This window comes from Geomonas oryzisoli, assembly GCF_018986915.1.
Taxonomy (GTDB): Bacteria; Desulfobacterota; Desulfuromonadia; order Geobacterales; family Geobacteraceae; genus Geomonas; species Geomonas oryzisoli.
Genome location: NZ_CP076723.1, coordinates 2,931,009 through 2,950,518, shown reverse-complemented (window position 1 = coordinate 2,950,518; position 19,510 = coordinate 2,931,009). Strand labels below are relative to the sequence as shown.

General features: G+C 57.2%; 14 protein-coding genes. 11 read left to right on the top strand and 3 right to left on the bottom strand.

All coding sequences use genetic code 11. From position 1 onward, the window contains the following. Positions 1-11: 11 nt before the first annotated feature. The 11 genes from KP004_RS12900 to KP004_RS21610 all read left to right on the top strand — a co-directional run bounded on the left by KP004_RS12900 (position 12) and on the right by KP004_RS21610 (position 15,242). Positions 12-1,355 carry an electron transfer flavoprotein subunit alpha gene (locus tag KP004_RS12900; RefSeq protein WP_216798940.1) on the top strand — a complete coding sequence of 448 codons (1,344 nt, stop codon included), beginning with the start codon at positions 12-14 and terminating at the stop codon, positions 1,353-1,355. A gap of 147 nt (positions 1,356-1,502) precedes the next feature. Continuing rightward, positions 1,503-3,488, top strand: a complete 1,986-nt coding sequence (locus tag KP004_RS12895) for a (Fe-S)-binding protein (protein ID WP_216798939.1) — start codon at positions 1,503-1,505, stop codon at positions 3,486-3,488. Positions 3,489-3,687: 199 nt separating this feature from the next. Further along, positions 3,688-3,849 (top strand): hypothetical protein, encoded by a 162-nt coding sequence (locus KP004_RS12890; protein ID WP_216798938.1) that lies wholly within the window; start codon positions 3,688-3,690, stop codon positions 3,847-3,849. Positions 3,850-4,173: 324 nt separating this feature from the next. Continuing rightward, on the top strand, positions 4,174-5,004 hold the full coding sequence (locus KP004_RS12885; RefSeq protein ID WP_216798937.1) for a phosphate/phosphite/phosphonate ABC transporter substrate-binding protein: 831 nt from the start codon (positions 4,174-4,176) through the stop codon (positions 5,002-5,004). After that, complete coding sequence (locus KP004_RS12880; RefSeq protein ID WP_216798936.1) at positions 5,001-6,620, top strand: sensor histidine kinase; 1,620 nt, start codon at positions 5,001-5,003, stop codon at positions 6,618-6,620. Before KP004_RS12885 ends, KP004_RS12880 begins: the two co-directional genes overlap by 4 nt. Before the next feature lie 202 nt (positions 6,621-6,822). Next, a complete protein-coding gene (locus KP004_RS12875) occupies positions 6,823-7,956 on the top strand; it encodes a potassium channel family protein (RefSeq protein ID WP_216798935.1) in 1,134 nt (377 codons plus the stop codon). Between the two features lie 152 nt (positions 7,957-8,108). Continuing rightward, the gene (locus KP004_RS12870) at positions 8,109-9,185 is read left to right on the top strand and encodes a GTP pyrophosphokinase (protein ID WP_216798934.1); all 1,077 of its coding nucleotides are present in this window, start codon (positions 8,109-8,111) and stop codon (positions 9,183-9,185) included. 223 nt (positions 9,186-9,408) lie between these two features. Then, complete coding sequence (locus KP004_RS12865) at positions 9,409-9,840, top strand: hypothetical protein (RefSeq protein WP_216798933.1); 432 nt, start codon at positions 9,409-9,411, stop codon at positions 9,838-9,840. A 301-nt stretch (positions 9,841-10,141) separates the two neighbouring features. Then, positions 10,142-11,356: an IS256 family transposase gene (locus KP004_RS12860; protein ID WP_216798932.1), complete on the top strand. Its 1,215-nt coding sequence runs from the start codon at positions 10,142-10,144 to the stop codon at positions 11,354-11,356. 955 nt (positions 11,357-12,311) lie between these two features. After that, a complete protein-coding gene (locus KP004_RS12855; protein WP_239026800.1) occupies positions 12,312-14,522 on the top strand; it encodes a nitric-oxide reductase large subunit in 2,211 nt (736 codons plus the stop codon). Between the two features lie 336 nt (positions 14,523-14,858). Further along, positions 14,859-15,242, top strand: coding sequence for a VF530 family protein (locus tag KP004_RS21610; RefSeq protein WP_239026799.1), 384 nt, complete (start codon positions 14,859-14,861; stop codon positions 15,240-15,242). Positions 15,243-15,629: 387 nt separating this feature from the next. Here KP004_RS21610 and KP004_RS12845 read toward each other — a convergent pair whose 3' ends face one another. The 3 genes from KP004_RS12845 to KP004_RS12835 are packed head-to-tail and all read right to left on the bottom strand — an operon-like array spanning position 15,630 to position 19,314. Next, positions 15,630-16,193: an ATP/GTP-binding protein gene (locus tag KP004_RS12845; protein WP_216798930.1), complete on the bottom strand. Its 564-nt coding sequence runs from the start codon at positions 16,191-16,193 to the stop codon at positions 15,630-15,632. A 14-nt stretch (positions 16,194-16,207) separates the two neighbouring features. After that, the gene (locus KP004_RS12840) at positions 16,208-17,605 is read right to left on the bottom strand and encodes a B12-binding domain-containing radical SAM protein (RefSeq protein WP_216798929.1); all 1,398 of its coding nucleotides are present in this window, start codon (positions 17,603-17,605) and stop codon (positions 16,208-16,210) included. Then, the gene (locus KP004_RS12835) at positions 17,593-19,314 is read right to left on the bottom strand and encodes an HD domain-containing protein (protein ID WP_216798928.1); all 1,722 of its coding nucleotides are present in this window, start codon (positions 19,312-19,314) and stop codon (positions 17,593-17,595) included. The genes KP004_RS12840 and KP004_RS12835 overlap by 13 nt, the downstream gene beginning before the upstream one ends. Positions 19,315-19,510 lie beyond the last annotated feature (196 nt).

Here is a 19,510-nt window from a genome sequence, read left to right as displayed (position 1 = left end):
GAGCCCAGGTGATGAGCGAGGTGCAGGGAAAGATAAAAAGGCCGCGCGGGAAGGCGCGGCTTATGGAGGGAAGGTGTATCGCCTGCGGCGGGCGCTGCCAAAGTGCCTGCCCGGTCGATGCCGTCGAGATGACCGGTGGCGGCGAGCCGGAGATCATCGCCGACAAATGCATCGGCTGCGTGAAGTGCGTCAAGGTCTGTCCGGTCCAGGCGCTGGAGATCGTCTTCACGACGGAAGAGCGGCGCATCCTGGAGCAGCTGGCGTCGGATCCGGCCGGTGGTGAGGCCGAAGCCGATCCCGAGGCGCGGGCGCTCGCGGAAAAACTCGCCGCCTACCGCGGCGTGTGGGTCTTCGTTGAGCAGACCGAAGGGGAGCCGGCCCGGGTTTCCTGGGAGCTGATGGGGAAGGGGAGGGAACTGGCCGACACCCTGGGGGTGCCGCTCTCCGCCGTCGTGGTGGGATCGCGGGTCGAGGAACTCTGTTACGAGTCCTTCTGCTATGGGGCCGATCAAGCCTACCTGGTGGATGAGCCGGTGTTCCGGCACTACCGCACCGAGGCGTACCTGAAGGCGGTCTGCCGGATGATCGACGATTACCGTCCGGAGATCGTGCTCATGGGGGCGACGGGGCTGGGGCGCGATCTGGCCGGAGCCGTGGCGACCGTGGTCGGCACCGGGCTCACCGCGGACTGTACCGGGCTCGGCATCGACGACAAGCGCAACCTGATGCAGACCCGTCCCGCCTTCGGCGGCAACATCATGGCCACCATCATGTGCGACAGGTTCCGTCCCCAGATGGCCACGGTTCGTCCCCACGTCATGCCGCTTCCCGAGCGCGTCGCGGGGAGCAGCGGCACCGTGATCCGCCTGCGCAGCAAAGTACGGGAAGAAGACATTCTCACCAAGGTGCTGGAGATCGTTTCGGACCGGAACAAGGACCAGGTGGACGTTGCCGGCGCGGAGTTCATCGTTTCCGGCGGGCGCGGCATGATGGGTAAGGAGAACTTCGTGCTGCTGCAGGAGTTGGCCGACGAGTTGGGCGGCGTGGTCGGCGCCTCGCGCAGCGCGGTCGATGCCGGATGGATGCCGCACGAGCGGCAGGTGGGGCAGACCGGCAAGACCGTGCGTCCCAAGATCTACATAGCCTGCGGCATCAGCGGCGCCATTCAGCACCTGGTCGGCATGCAGGACTCCGACGTCATCATCGCCATCAACCGAGATCCCGAGGCACCCATCTTCGAAGTCGCCCATCTTGGCATCGTCGGCGACCTCTTCCAAGTCGTCCCGGCCCTTACCGAGCGGTTGCGGAGCCTGAAACAGAAGGCGCCGGAAACGGCGGTCTGCAGCAACGGCTAAAAGACGTAAAAGCCCTAACGCAAAGGCGCCAAGGCGCGAAGGCGCAAAGACGAAGCAGTGGGGTTTAACCCGTCACACGTTTTTACCTTGCGTCTCTGCGCCTCCGCGCCTTTGCGTTAAAGCCTTTGTGCATTTAAAGGAATGACCATGTCTCCGAACCCGAAACTCTTTGCCGTACTCCTGCTTCTCTCCGCCTCCGCTTTTGTCATCGGCTGTTACCGCCGGTTCAGCCTGGTCGCCCTCGGCCGCCCCGAGAACCGCCTCGACGCGCCGGGGACCCGGTTCTCGCGCATGCTCCGCCTTGCTTTCGGCCAACAGCGGGTGCTCGGCAAGCCCTTCGGGATGAACCATTTCGTCATCTTCTGGTCCTTCATCATCCTTGCCGCCGCCAACGCCGAGTTCCTGGCGAGCGGCATGCTGCCGCAGGTAACCCTTGCCGCGCTCCCCGCGCCGCTCCAGCACGCCCTGCTCCTCCTCTTCGATCTGGTCTCCCTGCTGACGCTCGCCTGCGTCCTTATCGCCTGCGCCCGCAGGCTCTTCTTCCCCGAACCGTCCCTGAGCAGCGACTACGTCAAGGCGCGCAGCCCGGAGGCGTTCCTGATCCTTTCCCTGATCGCCCTGCTCATGCTGGCCTATTTCGGCCTGCACGCCGCGCGGATCGCCATGGGGGTCGAGATTCCCGCCGCCATGCCGGTGTCGGCGTTCATCGCGCGGCACCTGCCGGACGCGCTGGCCGCCGATCCCGCTGCCCTGGCAACCTGGTCCTGGTGGCTGCACGCCCTGGCGCTCCTTTCCTTCCTCGCCTATCTTCCCCAGAGCAAGCACATGCACATCCTGACTGCCATCCCCAACTGCTTCCTGGCCGGCCGCGAACAACCGAACACGCAGCCGCGCGAACAGTTCGCCAGGGGGATGAGCTTCGGCGTCGGGCGTGTGGACGAGTTCACCTGGAAGGATCTGTTCGATTCCTTTTCCTGCACAGAGTGCGGCCGCTGCCAGGAGGCCTGCCCCGCATCGGCGACCGGGAAGTCCCTGAATCCGCGCGCCGTGATCCATGCCGTGAAGACCAACCTGTTGGCCAACGGCGCCGCGCTGCGTGCCGGGGAGAAGCCTGCCGTGCCGCTGATCGGAGCGGAAGGGGAGGGGAGCGCGACCGAAGCGACCGTCTGGGCCTGCACCACCTGCGGGGCCTGCATGAACGTGTGCCCGGTGCTCATCGAGCACATGCCAAAGATCGTCAAGATGCGCCGTCACCTGGTGCAGATGAAGGCCTCATTCCCCGAAGAACTGGCCACCTTCTTCGAAAACATCGAGGCCAGGAGCAACCCCTGGGGGATCGCCCCCACCGAGAGGACCAAGTGGCATGCCACCATGCAGGTCAGGCCGTTTGAAGCGGGGCAGACCGAGTACCTGCTCTACGTCGGTTGCGCGGGCGCCTTCGATGCACGGCAGAAGCAGGTGACGGTGGCGCTCGCCTCCATCCTCGACGCCGCCGGCGTCTCCTGGGGAACGCTGGGCAAGGACGAGCGCTGTTGCGGGGACAGCCTGCGCCGCCTCGGCAACGAGTACGTCTTCGACCGCACCGCGCGGGAGAACGTCGACCTCTTCGCTCAACGCGGGGTAAGGAAGATCGTCACCCAGTGTCCGCACTGCTTTTCGACGCTCAAAAACGACTACCGCCAGTACGGCATCGAACTGGAAGTCGTGCACCACTCCGAACTGATAGCCGCGCTCCTCGCCGCCGGACAGTTGCAGCTGAAGCAGCGGGTTGCCGACCTGGGGCGGCTGCTTTTCCACGACTCCTGCTACCTGGGGCGGCACAACGACGTCTACGACGCGCCCCGGCAGGTTCTGAAGACGGCGACCGGAGCCGAACCCGCGGAGTTCGACCGTAACGCCGGGCGCTCCTTCTGTTGCGGTGCGGGGGGCGGGCGGATGTGGCAGGAGGAGCAGGAAGGGGAGAGGATCAACCTGAACCGGGTGAAGGAGGCGCTGCGGCAGAATCCCGATACCATCTGCGTCAGCTGTCCCTACTGTCTCACCATGATGGAGGACGGCCTGAAGGACCTGCAGGGAGGATCGGTCCGGGTGAAGGACCTGGCCGAGGTGGTGGCGGAGGGGTTGCGTCCCTGAAGCGGCCAGAGGGGACTGGCTCCGCCAGGTGCCTGTCCCCCTTTGGTGGCTAAGCTGAAAAGAACGTTCCGCGAGAGGGACAGGCACCTAACGGAGCCAGTCCCTTTTGCCGTCTCCACTTTTCACCCCAATCTCTCTATAATCAAAGGAGGTGGCGACATTTCCAGTTATAAGGAGCACGGTGAAAAGGAGCACGGATATGAAAAGGAAAATCCGTTACCTGGTGGCACTGGCGGTGCTGCCGGCACTGCTGTCGGCATGCATTGTCGTGCCGGTGGACGGTTATTATGGGCACCATCATGGCTATTACTACGATGACTATGGCTATTATGGGCGCGGCCCGTATGGCGGGCGCAGGTAGTTTCCGCTTGTAAGGAAACAGGCGCCTGAAGCGCTCAATCACCGCTTTAATTTGCAGGTGCACAAAAGCCCGCCGGTTTTACTCGGTGGGCTTTTTGTGCTTTAGTACTGCACCGCCCGCATAGCTGTGTTCGCCAAGCCGTCCTGACTTCCCCCTCGCCCTCCGCGCCGATCAATTCAAGTTTCTGCGGCCCTTACCGATACGGTCACCCAGTAGCAACTAACACACCTGGCTTTTCCGGATGCTTGAAGTGCCGGAGCCGCGGCTCGCCCGCCTGCATCGCCCGGCAATTGCAAGCAGCGGAAATGGATGCAAGGAGGAGTAATGCGAAGCATGATCCGTCTCTTTGGCCTTGTATTGTTTCTGACGCTTCTCCCGGGGATCGCCTCTGCCCAAGGGAGTTTCGTGATAGGGGTGGCCCCCCATACCAGTGCCCGGGTCATCCTCGAGATGTACCAGCCGTTGCGGCTTTACCTGGGCAAGAGGCTGAACATGCCGGTGGAGATCGTCACCGCGCCGGACTTCGATGAGTTCGCACGGCGCGCCCTGGCCCAGAAGTACGATCTCGCCATCACCACCGGTCACCAGGCGCGGCTGCTGCAACTCGACGCCGACTACCTGCCGCAACTCACCTACAAGGCCGACTTCAAGGCCGTCACCATCGTCCCCCGAAACAGCGACATAACAAAGGCCGCGGATCTGAAAGGGAAGAAGGTCCTCGGGCTCAGCGCGGCTTCGCTGGTAACCCTGTGGGGGGAACACTGGCTCGTCGAAAATCACGTCACCACCTTGCCGGTCAAATTCGTCAGCGCCTCGGACAGCGTCGCGCAGCTCCTCTTGGCCGGCGAAGCCGCAGCAGGGTTCACCTCGCTCGCCAACTTCCAGAAGCTGCGCCCGGAGGTGCAGGGGCAGTTGCGCATCATCGCCCAAAGCACCCCCCTCGCCGGGCGGGTATACCTCTTGAACCAGCGCTGGTCGTCGCGAGAAAAGGCCATCAACGCGGCACTGTGGTCGTTTGCGGAGACACCGGAGGGTAAGCGCTATTTCGACGCCAACAAGCTCGGCGGCTACCGAAAGCTCCACCAGGGGGAGCTGGAAGGTATGGACCGCTATGCAGCCGAGGTCAAAAGGCTGCTTAAAAAAGAAGAAAGATGAGACCGCTCGCTCCCTGGTCAACGGTACGGGGCCGTCTGGTGATGCTCGCCATCGGCATCGAGATACTGATGTTGTTCGTGATGGTGTTCAACAGCCTGCGCCTTCTGCACGGTGCCATGACCAAACAGGCCCGGTGGCAGGCCGAGCAGATGTCGCCGGTCCTCATTGCCGCGCTTACCGCCCCCCTTGCCCAGCAGGACTTCGCAACCGTTCAGGCCGTCATCGACGAGAGCCGCCGTGCCGGCGGGGTCAAGTACATCGTGATCCTGGACAGCGCCGGGAGGCGGGTCGCCTCCAGCGGCTGGGGGCGTGACCAGGCCCTTCCTCCCCCCAGTCAAAGCTTCGAGTTGTTCCAGGGGACCCGCGCTCCGCGCTACGACGTGCTCGTCCCCATCGACCAGACCGGGCAGCCTCTGGGCACCCTGCACTTCGGGCTGGATCTCGCCCAGATCGTCGCCGCCCGGCACCTCCTGCTACTGCAGGGGGGAACCATCGCCATCATCGAGGTGTTCCTTTCTACGGTGATACTGACCCTGCTCGGCTACTGGCTGACCCGACACCTGGTCACGCTCACCAGGGCGAGTCTCGAGGTCGCCAACGGCAACCTGACACCGGCGCCGGTGCGCGAGGGGCATGACGACGTCGGGCGGCTGGGTGCCGCCTTCAACATGATGTCCCGCGCCATTTCCGAACGGGTGCGCGAGCTGACCGCGGCCAAGGAAGCGTTGCAGGAACGCGCCCGGGAACTCGAGGATTTGAACCTGACCCTGGAGTCCAGGGTCCAGGATGAGGTGGCGAAGAACCGGGAGAAGGACAACTACCTCACCCAGCAGGAGAAGATGGCCTCCATCGGACAGCTGGCCGCCGGCGTCGCCCACGAGATCAACAACCCCATGGGGTTCGTCACCAGTAACCTCTCCACACTGGGCAAATACCTGCAACGACTGGAGGAGTTCATCGCGGCCCAGGACGAGGCGATCGGCAAAGGAGGGGATCAAGCCGTCTGTGACGACCTCTCCCGGACCAGGAAGCAGCTGAAGATCGATCACATCCTCGATGACGGCAAACAGCTGATCGCCGAGTCGCTGGAAGGGGGAGGGCGGGTGCAGCACATTGTGCAGAGCCTGAAGAACTTCTCCCGGGTGGACCAGGTTCAATACTCGCGGGTCGATCTGAACGAATGCCTCGAGACCACCATCAGTATCGCCTGGAACGAGATCAAGTACGTCGCCACCTTGAAGCGGGAGTTCGGAGTGCTCCCCCCCGTCTGTTGTTACCCGCAGCAGCTCAACCAGGTATTTCTCAACCTGCTGATCAACGCCTCGCAAGCAATCGAGAGCTCAGGGGAGATCGTGATCCGAACCTGGAGCGACGGTGACGATGTCTTCGTCTCGGTAAGCGACACCGGCGCGGGGATCCCGCCGGAGATCGTGAACCGGATTTTCGAGCCCTTTTTCACGACCAAGGATGTCGGCAAGGGAACCGGCCTCGGGCTCTCCATCAGCTACGACATCATCAGGAAGCACAACGGCGAGATCGCCGTCGAAAGCGTCCCCGGCTCAGGCACCACCTTCAAGGTAAGGCTGCCGGTGTCCCAGGAGGCATGCGTGGCATAGATTCCAAGGCTGCAAACCATTAGCCACGGAGAAAATCTGAGAAAATCTGAGAGAGGCACAATACGAGAGGGGGAAACCCCTCTTTTTTTGTGTCTGGTTTCCGGTTTTCTCAGAAGTCCTCAGATTTTCTCCGTGGCCAATGGTTCTAGGTTATAATGCTATGAGAGTTAACGGCGGTGCGAAGGGCGGATGAGAGGCGGATATGGCTATCGTGGCGATGATTCTTGGAGCCGTGCTGGTGCTCCTGGTACTGTGGGAGGGGTTCGAAACCATCATCCTGCCGCGCCGGGTGACGCGCCGCTTCCGAATCACGCGGGTCTTCTACCGCAGCAGCTGGCGTCCCTGGACCTGGCTCATCCACAACTTCGTTCCCCCCAGGCGCAGGGAAACATGGCTGAGCTACTTCGGGCCGCTGTCGCTGTTACTTCTTTTAAGCCTTTGGGCGGCGGTGCTGATCACCGGTTTCGCCTTCATCCACTGGGGCGGTTCCTGGCTTTTTTACTCCGACGGCGGCACCGCGCTGATCAGCGACCTCTACCTGAGCGGCACCACCTTCTTCACCCTCGGCATCGGCGACGTGGTGCCCAAGACGAGCCTGGGGCGTTTGCTGGTGGTGGTCGAATCCGGGATGGGGTTCGCGTTCCTCGCCCTGGTCATCAGCTACCTGCCGGCCCTGAACCAATCCTTCGCCCGGCGCGAGGTGAGCATCTCCCTGCTTGACGCCAGGGCCGGTTCACCTCCCACCGCTTCGGAGATGCTGCGCAGACACAGCCACCACGGCGGCGCCGAATCCCTTCGCGAACTGCTGCACGAGTGGGAGCGCTGGTCCGCGGAATTCCTCGAAGGGCATCTGTCCTACCCCGTGCTCGCCTATTTCCGTTCCCAGCACGACAACCAGTCCTGGTTGGCCGCGCTCACCTCGATCCTGGACACCTGCGCCCTGATCATGGCGGGAGTGGAGGGGACCTGCAACCGCCAGGCGGAGCTTACCTTCGCCATGTCGCGCCATGCCGTGGTCGACCTGGCGCTGGTGTTCCGTACCCAGCCCCGGCAACTGCCGGCTGACCGGCTGCCTTCGGCGAAGCTGGATGAGATCTGCGACATCCTTCGCGAGAGCGGCTACAAGCTGAAGGAGAGGGGAGTCCTGGAACAAAACCTTGCCGAGCTCCGCCTCATGTACGAGCCCTACGTCTACGCGCTCTCCCGCCATTTCAAGGTCGGTCTTCCCCCGTGGGTGGCACGGGAAAACGGGATCGACAACTGGCAGGCGAGCTTCTGGAAGCCCCCCGCCAAGCGCCACAAAGCCGCCGAAGAGGTCGAAGAGCGGCATTTCTGAGATGCGACCTCGGCCTCACCGTTGAGCGAATTCCCTTTTTGAAAGAGCCCGCCTGTGCTATTGAACAACGGACAGCTTCGTGAGCAGGAGCGAATATGCACTTCCTACGGAGGAACTCCGGCTGTGCGGTTTGAGGTATAAGGAATTCGATGATGGCATCAGTTGATTTTGAGCGGGAAAAAGTACTTTTCAGGAAATACTACGAGACTAACGAGAAACGGTTGATTGCGGCGAAGGACTCCTTTGTCGACATCGTCAGAAGCCTCGTGAGCCAGACTGGAGCGGGGGCGACCACAAAGGTAGAAGGGCGCGTCAAGGACAAAGAGGAGTGCATCAAAAAGTTCCAGCGCAAGTACCAGGGGAAACTCGAGGCCGACGAGCAGCCCTACCAGATAAGGGACTTCATCTCGGACCTGATAGGCGTTCGTATCGTCTGCCTCTATGAAGATGAGGTCCCGGTGGTGTCGGAACTGCTGCAGCGCAATTTCAAGATATTAAACGTCACCGACAAGACTTCAGCTGTGGAGAGCACGGAAGACTCCTTCGGCTACAAGGGGCTGCACATGGATCTGGCACTGGACCCTGAGGCGGCTTATCTCACCAGGAACCTGCCGTCGGCTGATCTCTGCTTCGAGGTGCAGATTCGGTCGCTGATCCAGGACGCCTGGAGCATGCTGGACCATAAGATCAAGTACAAGAAGTCGATCCCGGTGGATCTGAAGCGCAGGATCAACGTGCTCGCCGCCCTTTTCGAGCTCGCTGACCGTGAGTTTAAAGAGATCAGGAACGCGACCTCCGACCTGATGCAGCAGGCGACGGTGACGCAGGTCGAACCGGAAGCGCCGGGCCAGGCGGTTATCTCGGGCACGAGGACGGTGAACGCCTTTAATTTCATGCCCATTGCCGGGCACTTTTTCCGTGACTTCGTCTTCGACGACGAGAAGGTAGATGATTTCGTCCAGGACATACTCGAGCAAAACAGCACCCTGCAAAAGGCCGAACTGCACCGGTGCCTGAACGAGAATCTGAAGGTCGTCAGGGAGTATCGCGACCACATGCTCGCGGAAAACCCTGAAAGAACCTTCAGCGCCTACACCTCGATCAGGCACTGCCTCTATCTCTACGACCAGGACAAGTTCGCACGCATCCTGTCGAGAAGGAACAGGGAGCGTTTCGTCGCATGGTTGAAGGCCAATCAGCAGCTAGCCCCCGCAACATCGCAGTCCTGATTCCCTGCTTCTGCTCCGACACCTTTCCCCTCCTCGCAATGACATCTCTTTTCTGCAGACCGCGGCAGCGCTTTTAGCCCCCTCAGGGGCCATTGGAGTATTTAACCGCTCCGGCTTGCATTGCGTCATCTACGTTGTATTCTCAATTACGCTGCATAGATTGGAGTAGACTAATTAAACGAAGGTCAGGGCTTTCGCTGATGCGAAGCAAGGGAGGTGCGACATGGGTTTTCGGATTATACGGAACTACCGGAATCTGCCGCCAACGAAGTTTCACACCTTTGTGCAGAGGGTTGCAGCCGCGCTGGGTGACAAGACCAGATTTCCCGATTCATTTTGGGAAGGGAGATTGGCGCTGCTCCAGGCGTTTTTTGCTGCAGTGGTCAAACACGATGCGGTGCATAACGAGACCATGATGGGCAATAGGATGTTGCTTGTGGAACGCGACCTACTCCAGGCGCAGCTTGTCATTTACCTCGACCAGATTGTGTTGTACCTGGAAATGGTCGCCGTTTTGAGACCTGACGTGTATAGCGTCTCCGGATTCGACCTGTGCAAGGACAGAAGGGGGCACGGCCGGGGCAAGGCCGTAAATGCAGCACTCGGTGCAGGTCAGAGCGAGCCGGGAGAAGGTGAGGGCGGTAGCTCATCTTGATGCGCTTCCGGCTCTCCGCCTCAAAGGACATTTCAACGGGGGGGTGTCTCTCGACACCCCCTATTTCATTCATTTCCCGCACTTCCTTCCATGCCCCCCGTATGCCGTCGTCCGCGTCTAGCTCTTCTTTCTTGCCCCCTAATTCTTCAATCCTTTTATCTTGATTTACAAGTTACAAATGTTCGCTAGTAACCAATATATCAACGCTTACGTGCTACAAACCGCGATACACGGGGGCCTGTAAAATCCTTTGTGTAAATGGCCAATTTCGGTTAGAACCCACTTCTCAGGAGGGAAACCGATGGCCAGTGTAGATGAATTGCATGATGCTTTGATGAAGGACTGCAAGAAACCCGAGGACATCGTTGGTGAAAACGGGCTTCTGAAGCATCTGACTAAACGCGTCCTCGAGCGCGCAATGCAGGCCGAGATGACAGATCATCTTGGTTATGAGAAGCATTCCCAAGACGGCAATAACAGCGGGAACTCGCGCAATGGGAGTTATGACAAAACGGTAAAGGGAGAATTCGGTACCCTCAAAGTCACCGTCCCGCGCGACCGCAATGGAACATTCGAGCCGCTTATCCTGCCAAAGGGGCAGACTCGTTTTACCGGCTTTGACGACAAGATCATCTCCATGTACGCCCGTGGAATGACCACTCGTGACATTCAGGGTCACCTTCAGGAGATGTATGGAGTAGAGGTCTCGCCAACGCTCGTATCACAGGTCACGGATGCCATCGCAGATGAAGTAAAACAGTGGCAGAATCGGCTTTTAGAAGAGGTTTACCCGATTGTATATCTGGATGCCATCAGAGTACGAGTCCGACATAATGGCCATGTTATTAATAAGGCAGTCTATCTCGGCATAGGCATCACTGCGGAAGGGATCAAGGAGATCCTAGGAGTGTGGACTGCCGAAAATGAAGGTGCCAAGTTCTGGCTTCAGGTAGTTACGGAACTGAGAAATCGGGGAGTAAAGGACATCTTCATAGCATGTGTTGATGGTCTCAAAGGCTTTCCTGAAGCAATTGAAGCGGTTTTCCCAAATACCCAGGTTCAGCTTTGCATCGTGCACATGGTCCGTCACAGCATGAACTACGTTGCTAGGAAGCGTTGGAAAGAAGTTGCTGAGGATTTGAGGGCAATATATCAGGCCCCGACGGCAGAGCAGGCCGAGATGAATCTGGAGGCATTTGAGGCAAAATGGGACCCGACTTATCCGTCGGTATCGAAGGCGTGGCGAAGAAACTGGGATAATATAATTCCCTTCTTTTCGTATGCTCCCGAGATCAGGAGGGTCATCTACACCACCAACGCCATTGAGTCCCTAAACATGTCGGTACGGAAGGTAACGAAAAACCGAGGATCTTTCCCGAACGACGAGGCCATGTTCAAGCTGCTTTACTTGGCTTTTAGGAACGTTTCCAAAACCTGGTGCAAAGCAATTCCCGGGTGGAGGCTAGCTCTAAATCAATTCTCAATTATTTACGAAGGAAGAATGCCACAAATGTAGCCGATGGGGCATTTACACAAAATCCTTTACACGCCCATACACGGGACCTAAATCCCGATGCACGTGAACTGAATCGCGATGCACGGGAACTAAATCGCGATGCACGGGAACTAAATCGTGATGCACGGGAACTGAATCGTGATGCACGGGAACTAAATCGTGATGCACGGGAACTAAATCGTGATGCACGGGAACTAAATCGCGATACACTGGAACTAAATCGCGATACACGGGAACTAAATCGAGATACACGGGAACTAAATCGCGATGCACTGGAACTAAATCGCGATGCACGGGAACTAAATCGAGATGCACGGGAACTAAATCGCGATGCACGGGAGCTAAATCGCGATGCACGGGAACTAAACCGTGATGCACGGGAACTAAATCGCGATACACGGGAACTAAATCGCGATACACGGGAACTAAATCGCGATACACGGGAACTAAATCGTGATGCACGGGAACTAAACGACTTAATGGCCTCTACCGCGATCTCCTTTTTCAACTCCTACCAGGCGATCGTACCTTAAGGGAAACCGTGGGGCACGCTGGCAACGTTGCGGACTAAGGGGACGGGGTTGATCTGTTGACTATTCCTACCGTTTTCAGCTCTTAGTCAACTAATCCCCTCCGTCCCCTTTGCTCCCTTGCTCCTCCAGTTCTGGCCGGGGACTTTTTAGCCTGGGCTGAACCTTGATGCTGTGATGTCCGTCTTCCGTCTTAGTTGATCTGTCTGCAGATGCTCCATCCTCCCTTCTGTTTGACACATGAATAGAGGCTGGTACAGTCTTCTACTGTGACAATTCGAAAGCACCCCTTCTCCTCCCCCTACGCTGTAACATAGCCCTTGCAAAGAGTCCCGCAGTGTTGAACTGGCTGTCATCAAAACCTGGTAATGGAGGTTCGCATGAGCGTGCGCGACAAAAACTTGGTTCTTTCGCCCCGCTGGCTTATGACAGCAGTGGTCACCTTCTTGTTTGGATTTGCCGTGATGGGCTACCTGGCATACCGCAACGCATACGAGGGACCGCCGGTCCCGCGGGAGGTGCGGGTGACGGATGGTACGGTATTGTACACCGGCGACGATGTGATGGGCGGCCAACAGATCTTCCAGAAGCTGGGTCTCATGCAGTACGGTACCATTTTCGGCCACGGCGCATATCTGGGGCCGGATTTCACCGCCGAGTATCTGCACCTGGGTGGCGAGAAGGTGGTGAGGTACTACATGGGGCAGGGGCTTTCGGCTGACGACGCGGCAGCGAAAGTGCGCGCCGAGTTGAGGGAAAACAGCTACGTTGCGGAGAGCGGTCTCATAACCTTTTCTCCAGCCCGGGCACGTGCACACGCGGAACTTATCGACTACTACCGTGGCTGGTTTGGTCCGCTGCAGACGCAGCAGGGGTTGAAACGGCCTCATGTAGACGACCCTGAGGAAATCAGGAAACTGACGGCATATTTCTCCTGGGCGGCCTGGACAAGTACCGCTCAGCGTCCGGGCACCGGGCACTCCTACACCAACAACTGGCCTCCGGACAATCTTGCGGGCAACCGGCCCACGGCGGGGGCGCTGCTTTGGAGCGTACTGAGTCTCATCGCGCTACTGTGCGGCACCGGCGCCACACTCTTCGCATTCGGACGCTACGAGTTCCTCGGCTGGCATGCGGCAGACGAATACTCAGCAAAGATTGAAGCGCCGGAAAAGGTGCAACTTACCCCTTCGCAACGCACGATTGCCTGGTACTTCCTGGTGGTGTCGGGGCTCTTTCTTTTGCAGGGGCTATTGGGTGGTGTAAATGCCCACTACCACGTCGAGCCTGCCGGGTTTTACGGGTTCTCAATAGGGGACATTCTGCCGTACAACCTTTCCCGTATGTGGCACGTGCAGTTGGCGCTCTTCTTTGTTGCCTCAAGCTTCCTTGCCATGGGAATATTCCTGACCCCCATGATCGCGGGGAAGGAGCCGCCGCACCAGGAAAAACTGGCGCTCGTCCTCCTGGGCGCGCTGGTGGTTGTGGTGCTGGGGAGTCTCGGTGGGGAGGCTATGAGCCTCAAAGGGATGCTTTCCACCGGCGGCCCCTGGTTCTACGTGGGGTCCCAAGGGTGGGAGTACCTGGATCTTGGGCGTTTGTGGCAGATACTGCTGACTGTCGGGATGCTGCTCTGGCTGGTTATCCTCATACGCGGAATGAGGGAAAGGCTGCACGGGGAGCATCCGGGAAACATGCCCTGGCTTTTCGTGTACAGCGCCATCTCCATACCTCTATTCTATGCAGCCGGCATGCTGTACGGCAAGACTACCCACTTCAACCAGGTGGAGTTCTGGCGCTTTTGGGTGGTGCATCTGTGGGTTGAGGATTTCCTTGAGCTTTTTACCACCATCATGGTGGCCTACGTCTTCATGCTCATGGGGGTGGTACGCGTGCGGGTTGCCACCACCATCATCTACCTGGACATCATCCTCTACTCCATAGGGGGGGTGCTTGGTACCATGCACCATCTCTATTTCAGCGGTCAGCCTGAGGTGCACATGGCGTTCGGTGCGTTCTTCTCCGCCATGGAAGTCATCCCCCTGCTGCTCCTGACTTACGAGGCGTGGAAGTTCATGGGCCTCGGCGCCCCTGCCGGCAATTCCATGCTCAGTACCAGCGCCGATATGTTCCCGCACAAGTGGGCGGTGATGTTCCTGATAGCGGTGGGATTCTGGAACTTTTTGGGAGCAGGCGTATTTGGCTTCCTGATCAACCTCCCCATCGTCAGCTACTACGAGATTGGCACCCAGTGGACCGCCAACCACGGGCACGGTGCCATGATGGGGGTGTACGGCATGCTCTCTCTTGGCTTTTTCATGTTCGTCGCGCGCTACTTCGTCCCCCTCGACCGCGCAAGCAACCGCGCCATGGCCATCTCCTTCTGGTGCACGAACTTGGGGCTCGCCTGTATGCTGTTCCTGAACCTCTTCCCTGTGGGGTTTCTCCAGTTGAGACAAATCCTCACCACCTCTTACTGGCAGGGGCGGCAGCCGGAATTCTTCACCGACCCCATGGTGCGTGTATTCGAGTGGCTGCGCCTGCCGGGTGACACCCTCTTCATCATAGGGATACTGCCAGTGGTTTATCTTGCCGTGCGCATGTTCCTTAACCGGAACCGGCCGCGCGTCATGTAGGAGTTGCGGGCGCATAATGCGACGGTCCTCTCCTCGACCGGTTGCGGCGCTTGGTGCCTGCCGGTAAGCATCCCGTTCCAAGACACTTCCCTGAGCAACTAAAACCGCCCCCCGTCCATCTCTGGCCGGTGGGCGATTTTTTGTACTCACTTCTAAAGTATCAGTTACTTTTTCCGCCAAACCAAAGTAATCCGATAGTCCTGCACGAGCCCGTGAGACGCCTGATCCGCAGAAGAAGACGACTCTCCCTTAGTCTCTGGCGACCAGCAACTCATCTGGTATCGACGGGAAAGGGGGGGACGTTCTTGAGATTTTGACTTTTCGTCCTACAACTCCATGGCAGCATTGAATTCTCTCTGTTTCTCTTCTAACCCCACTACGGTCTCCTCATCAAGACGCTACCCTGAGCCGACTGAATCCGTTGACTTCTTTCAGCAAATCAGCCATATCATCAGCACGACTCTTTTTTCAGATTTACAGCTAACAGCACAGGAAGAAACGATGAACACTCAATCGCCAACCGACCCGCTCCACGGTGTCACTTTGAAGATGATTCTCACCGAATTGGTGGAGGAACTCGGCTGGGAAGAACTGGGAAGGCGGATCGACATTCGCTGTTTTACCCACACCCCCAGCATTTCCTCAAGCCTCAAGTTCCTAAGAAGGACGCCCTGGGCCAGAGACAAGGTCGAGGAGATGTACCTGCGGTTGAAGATGTAGAGGGTGACAGCGCCTCCCTTTCAACCACATCCACGTCCCCCTAGCAAAACTCAACGAACTCAACTACGTCCCCCTCGTCCCCCAACTACGTCCCCCTCGCTCCCGAGGACTTGGGGACGCCCATGATTTCATGCGTTTCTTCCGACCTCATGGCAAAGGGAAACGCATAATTTCATGGGCGTTCCCCTGTTGCGCCATAGCTCCCTCCATAAATTACCTTCTGATTCGGGTACCGGAGAGTGGGGATGCCATTCCTTCCGGGAGTATTGCAACGAGTAACGCATAATTTCACGGGCGTCCCTCTGTTTCCGTAACAAACTAGATCAGCTGAGCCTTTCAGCCAAAAGAAACTTATGATCTTATGACCGTCCCCCTGTCCCCTGACTATTAAGTACCGATCTCCTGTAATGTGCCAATTACCGCATCGCACCGTTCAGATATATCGATGGCATTGAGTCGCACCACACGGTGGCCCCAGTCATGAAGGAGTTGACATATTCGAGAATTGATCCGCTGATGGAAGATCTCATCCTCAGAGCGATAACCGTCACTTTCAAAAGGAATTAAGCCATAAGGAAAGTAGACGTGAAGGTCATACCGATTCGCTTCGTGGCGGCAAATTTCAACGAAAGCTTCCACCTCGCTTGCTGGCAACCCTGCGGCATCTCTTTCAAGCCAATATGCTGCTAAATCAATGAAAGATCGATCAGTGAAGTACCCGTCCCGTCCGTTTTCAAGTGCGAGTTTGCGCTCAAGGTAAGCATGTTGAAAACTCCTGAGTTCTTCTGGTTGCATTCGGTCCATGCTTCCGAACCCCCTCTCGGCTAGAATCCGTCGTGCATCGACTGTAATGAAAGCCGGCAGCAGAATGCAAAATCGTGGGTCGGTTTGGAGTCTTAATGCCAGAGTAGTCTTCCCTGTGCTGCTCGATCCTGTGAATGCAACTTTCACGAAAGTCTCCGCTTTTATGGTTTAGGGCAATTTTTATTCGTGAGGCCTGCACTGCTTAAAACAAGTCGTGCTTCATCTGCAACGGCAGGCGGTGAGGACGCAAGGGACTCAGGAGTAAAACACCTCTGATGGAATTGATAAAAAAGCTCTTTCAGCTCATTTTTTGTCAGAAATTGGGACGGCATGACTGGTTCGTCATGAGTGGACTCCGCGAGTTCTGCAAGATGTGACGGCGAAATCAGACCGAGTGCGAGCGCTTCGTCACAAAGTGGGGTTCCTGGATAGGGAACCATGAACGAGATGTGCGGAACGTGGGGGCCGAGTCGTCGCAACCGCGTAGCAAAATCCATCGAAGCGTTGACAGTTTCCCTAGTTTCTAGTGGAGCTCCAATAATCCAGTTTGTTCGCACCACATCGGCAGCAATGAGTGCAGTCACAACAGCCCGCTCACACACGTTAGTATCGAACCCTTTTCGGTAAGTTTCCAGTATCGCGGGGCTGCCACTTTCGATGCCAAGCCAAAGGCAACGGCAGCCCGCCCTTTTCAATAGAGGTGCGATTTTCTCACAACGCACGAGACTGTCGGGACGGACATTAGCGTCGAACTTTATTTTTAGTCCACGCTCAACAATCCCCTCAAGAAGGGATGCTAGATGGTTAGGTGAAGCTGCAAAATCGTCATCGGTGAAAAAGAAAGCGGAGAAGCCTTTCGCACTGAAGTGTGCAATCGTCTCGACTACTTGAGCTACGGGTCGAAATGAAATCTGTTGCCGATCACGCGAGGCTAGACAGTAACTGCATCGTCCAGGGCAGCCACGCGAAAACTCTATGAGCATCCTATCGCCTTGATAGAGGTCTAGATTGTGAGCCAGCACTTCGAGTGGCCAAGGCTGTGCATTTTGCAAATTGAATGCGGGAGGAAGAGTGGGAGCCTTCTTTCCTGGTACCCAAACATTTGGAAGCGCTTCCAGAGCAGACACTATCTCCAATCGGTTAGCGCCAGCCGCGAGCCCCTGCGCCAAAACGGCGATGGCAGACTCCCCGTCGCCACGCACCATGGCATCAGCATTTGCTCCAGCGTTTAATGCCGATTGCCAGCTGTGGGTGACATACTTACCACCGAGAACAATTAAGACCTCCGGCATTTTTGTGCGAATTACCTTCGTCAACTCTAAGGCGGATGGAAAAGTAGGTGAGCAGACCGATATGCCAACCGCGTCTGGTTTACTCGAAACCAAGTATTCTACAACGTCCGCAGCATCCCATCCTAAGGACTCCGCGTCAACGACCTCCACACGAACGTCTTTTATGGCCTGTACTTCGGCAGCAAGAGAGAGAAGCCCAGAGGGGACTCGGCGTCTAGGCACCGCCCGAGTCTTGAACAAGGGAAGGACAAGCGTTAATCTTCGCATGAGAAAAACCTATTGATATTCTGGACAGTTGCTTCGATTGCCGCGTCTGCTGACTCTTTTGTCGGATATGTTTGCCAGATGGTGGCACCAGATCCTAGTTGGTGCTTGGAGTATGAGACGAAGTATTTGATCGGCACAGCGCCTTCCAGCCGACTGAACCTGCTGAGGTAAAGGATTCTTTCCGAACCGTCCGAGAGTGGGAGCCGACAAATTGCATATGGTGTTGCGAACTCGTTCTGATCCCACGGGAGGACACCCTGCTGTTCGATTGCGAGGTGAGCAAGGTCGTAAATGAAACGGCCCGGCATGGATTGGCAGTCCTGCAGAATAAGTACGCGGTCTCTGCGGTCAACAGCTGGCATTCGCCCTGCGAGCACACTCGTCCAGCCATTCTCACTCGTGATGAAGGAATCAAGGTCTCCGGATGCAACCCTGTTTATAAGCGACATGTAAGCATCGTTATCCGCCCGGGATTCAAAAAGTTGCAGTAACTCCAAGCGGAGCCCACGTGCTGCAAGGAACTCTTTTCGACTGAAACTCCCACTAGACGTAAGCCAGTCATCGGCGTTGCATAATCCGGCAATTTTTGACCACTGAGCTGCATGTTCTGTCAGTGCGTCGCCAGCAAAAAGTAAGCGCGCATCGCCGACCACAACGTCGACGCCCTCGTTCAGGAGGGCTGCAACTCTCTCAGATGTCTGCTCCAGCGGCGTGGCATAGACCCAGCGACACTCTGGATTTTGCCGCACAATTTTCAGGAACTGTTGGAAATTTTCTTCCGGAATATCCAATCCGAGAATAGCAATGAGCTTAAACTTTGAAAGGTCCAACTGCGGAACCGTCTTTTCCCAAAATTTCGGAGGAGAACCTGTACGCTCCTTGTCGCAAATGACAGTAGTTGAGAAGCCAGCCATATCGAGGGCGCTCTTAGACATGCCGGCCTGTATGATGCCATGGGCATTACAATAGGAAAACACAGCGGCACCTCGCACTGTATTGAAAATGTGACCGGCGGAGGGACGTCTTCTGACAGGAATTAACTTTACTGGCCATGTGATTGGTGTGCCCAGCAGCTCATCAACCAGTCGCTCTAGTTGCAGTCCCGCATGTGTCATTTGATCGACTAGAAGCTGTACTTCAGTTCCCATCTGGCTTGCATACAACCTGACACCGAGGATACTCCGGACGCTAAGATGGTGCGGTGCTTGTGTGTGGTGGACGTGTGCGATAACAGGTTCCTGTTTTAAATAGTCCTCGGCCCGCCGATAATCTAGGTCCAATGCGTCCGCTAGGCGCAAAAGTGACGCTAGAACGCCTATGCGTATTCCACTCTCAGAATGAACGGCGTCAGCATCATAATCTCGTCGATGCCATTCACATAAAGTCGATACTACTTCAGCTTCGGCAGTAGTGAAAGGTAGCTTGGTTTCCTCAGCAAGCGCACGAACGAGCTCGGCGGAAACCACATGATGGTTTTCTCTGTCCTTTGCCATGCCGATGTCATGTAGGAGCGCCGCGGCACAGACGAGGTCTCGCTCGTACACGGTGAGCGGAAGTAACGCACATAAGCGACCAATGATCGCGTGAACGCGTTGTGCGTGTAGTGGGCCATGATCATTCATGCCTTTAGAAAGGGCGAGTGCTTTAGCACTAACCATGTAAGGAAGGCTTGCCACAAAGACTGCGCGTTCCTGAGATTGGTCGTACATTTCTAAGCTCCGGTCGTAACTATGTTTGGGCGTCTAAGGCGAAGCAAAGTTGCAAGTTGAATCAACTTCAAGGGAGCAGAAGTTGAATGACATGCGGTGCCTACATGCGGTGCTAGGTCTTGAAAAATCACTTTTCTCTGACCAAAACCCAATAATTCAAGACCTGGCACCTGTTACCTGTTAGAAGGGCTGACCC

Excerpts from the sequence above, each read along its gene's own strand:
- KP004_RS12900 (WP_216798940.1), top strand. The coding sequence starts at position 12 with ATGAGCGAGGTGCAGGGAAAGATAAAAAGGCCGCGCGGGAAGGCGCGG.
- KP004_RS12855 (WP_239026800.1), top strand. The coding sequence starts at position 12,312 with ATGACAGCAGTGGTCACCTTCTTGTTTGGATTTGCCGTGATGGGCTAC.
- KP004_RS12840 (WP_216798929.1), bottom strand. The coding sequence starts at position 17,605 with ATGCGAAGATTAACGCTTGTCCTTCCCTTGTTCAAGACTCGGGCGGTG.
- KP004_RS12865 (WP_216798933.1), top strand. The coding sequence starts at position 9,409 with ATGGGTTTTCGGATTATACGGAACTACCGGAATCTGCCGCCAACGAAG.
- KP004_RS12875 (WP_216798935.1), top strand. The coding sequence starts at position 6,823 with ATGGCTATCGTGGCGATGATTCTTGGAGCCGTGCTGGTGCTCCTGGTA.
- KP004_RS12835 (WP_216798928.1), bottom strand. The coding sequence starts at position 19,314 with ATGTACGACCAATCTCAGGAACGCGCAGTCTTTGTGGCAAGCCTTCCT.
- KP004_RS12890 (WP_216798938.1), top strand. The coding sequence starts at position 3,688 with ATGAAAAGGAAAATCCGTTACCTGGTGGCACTGGCGGTGCTGCCGGCA.
- KP004_RS12880 (WP_216798936.1), top strand. The coding sequence starts at position 5,001 with ATGAGACCGCTCGCTCCCTGGTCAACGGTACGGGGCCGTCTGGTGATG.
- KP004_RS12870 (WP_216798934.1), top strand. The coding sequence starts at position 8,109 with ATGGCATCAGTTGATTTTGAGCGGGAAAAAGTACTTTTCAGGAAATAC.
- KP004_RS12885 (WP_216798937.1), top strand. The coding sequence starts at position 4,174 with ATGCGAAGCATGATCCGTCTCTTTGGCCTTGTATTGTTTCTGACGCTT.
- KP004_RS21610 (WP_239026799.1), top strand. The coding sequence starts at position 14,859 with ATGGCAGCATTGAATTCTCTCTGTTTCTCTTCTAACCCCACTACGGTC.
- KP004_RS12895 (WP_216798939.1), top strand. The coding sequence starts at position 1,503 with ATGTCTCCGAACCCGAAACTCTTTGCCGTACTCCTGCTTCTCTCCGCC.
- KP004_RS12860 (WP_216798932.1), top strand. The coding sequence starts at position 10,142 with ATGGCCAGTGTAGATGAATTGCATGATGCTTTGATGAAGGACTGCAAG.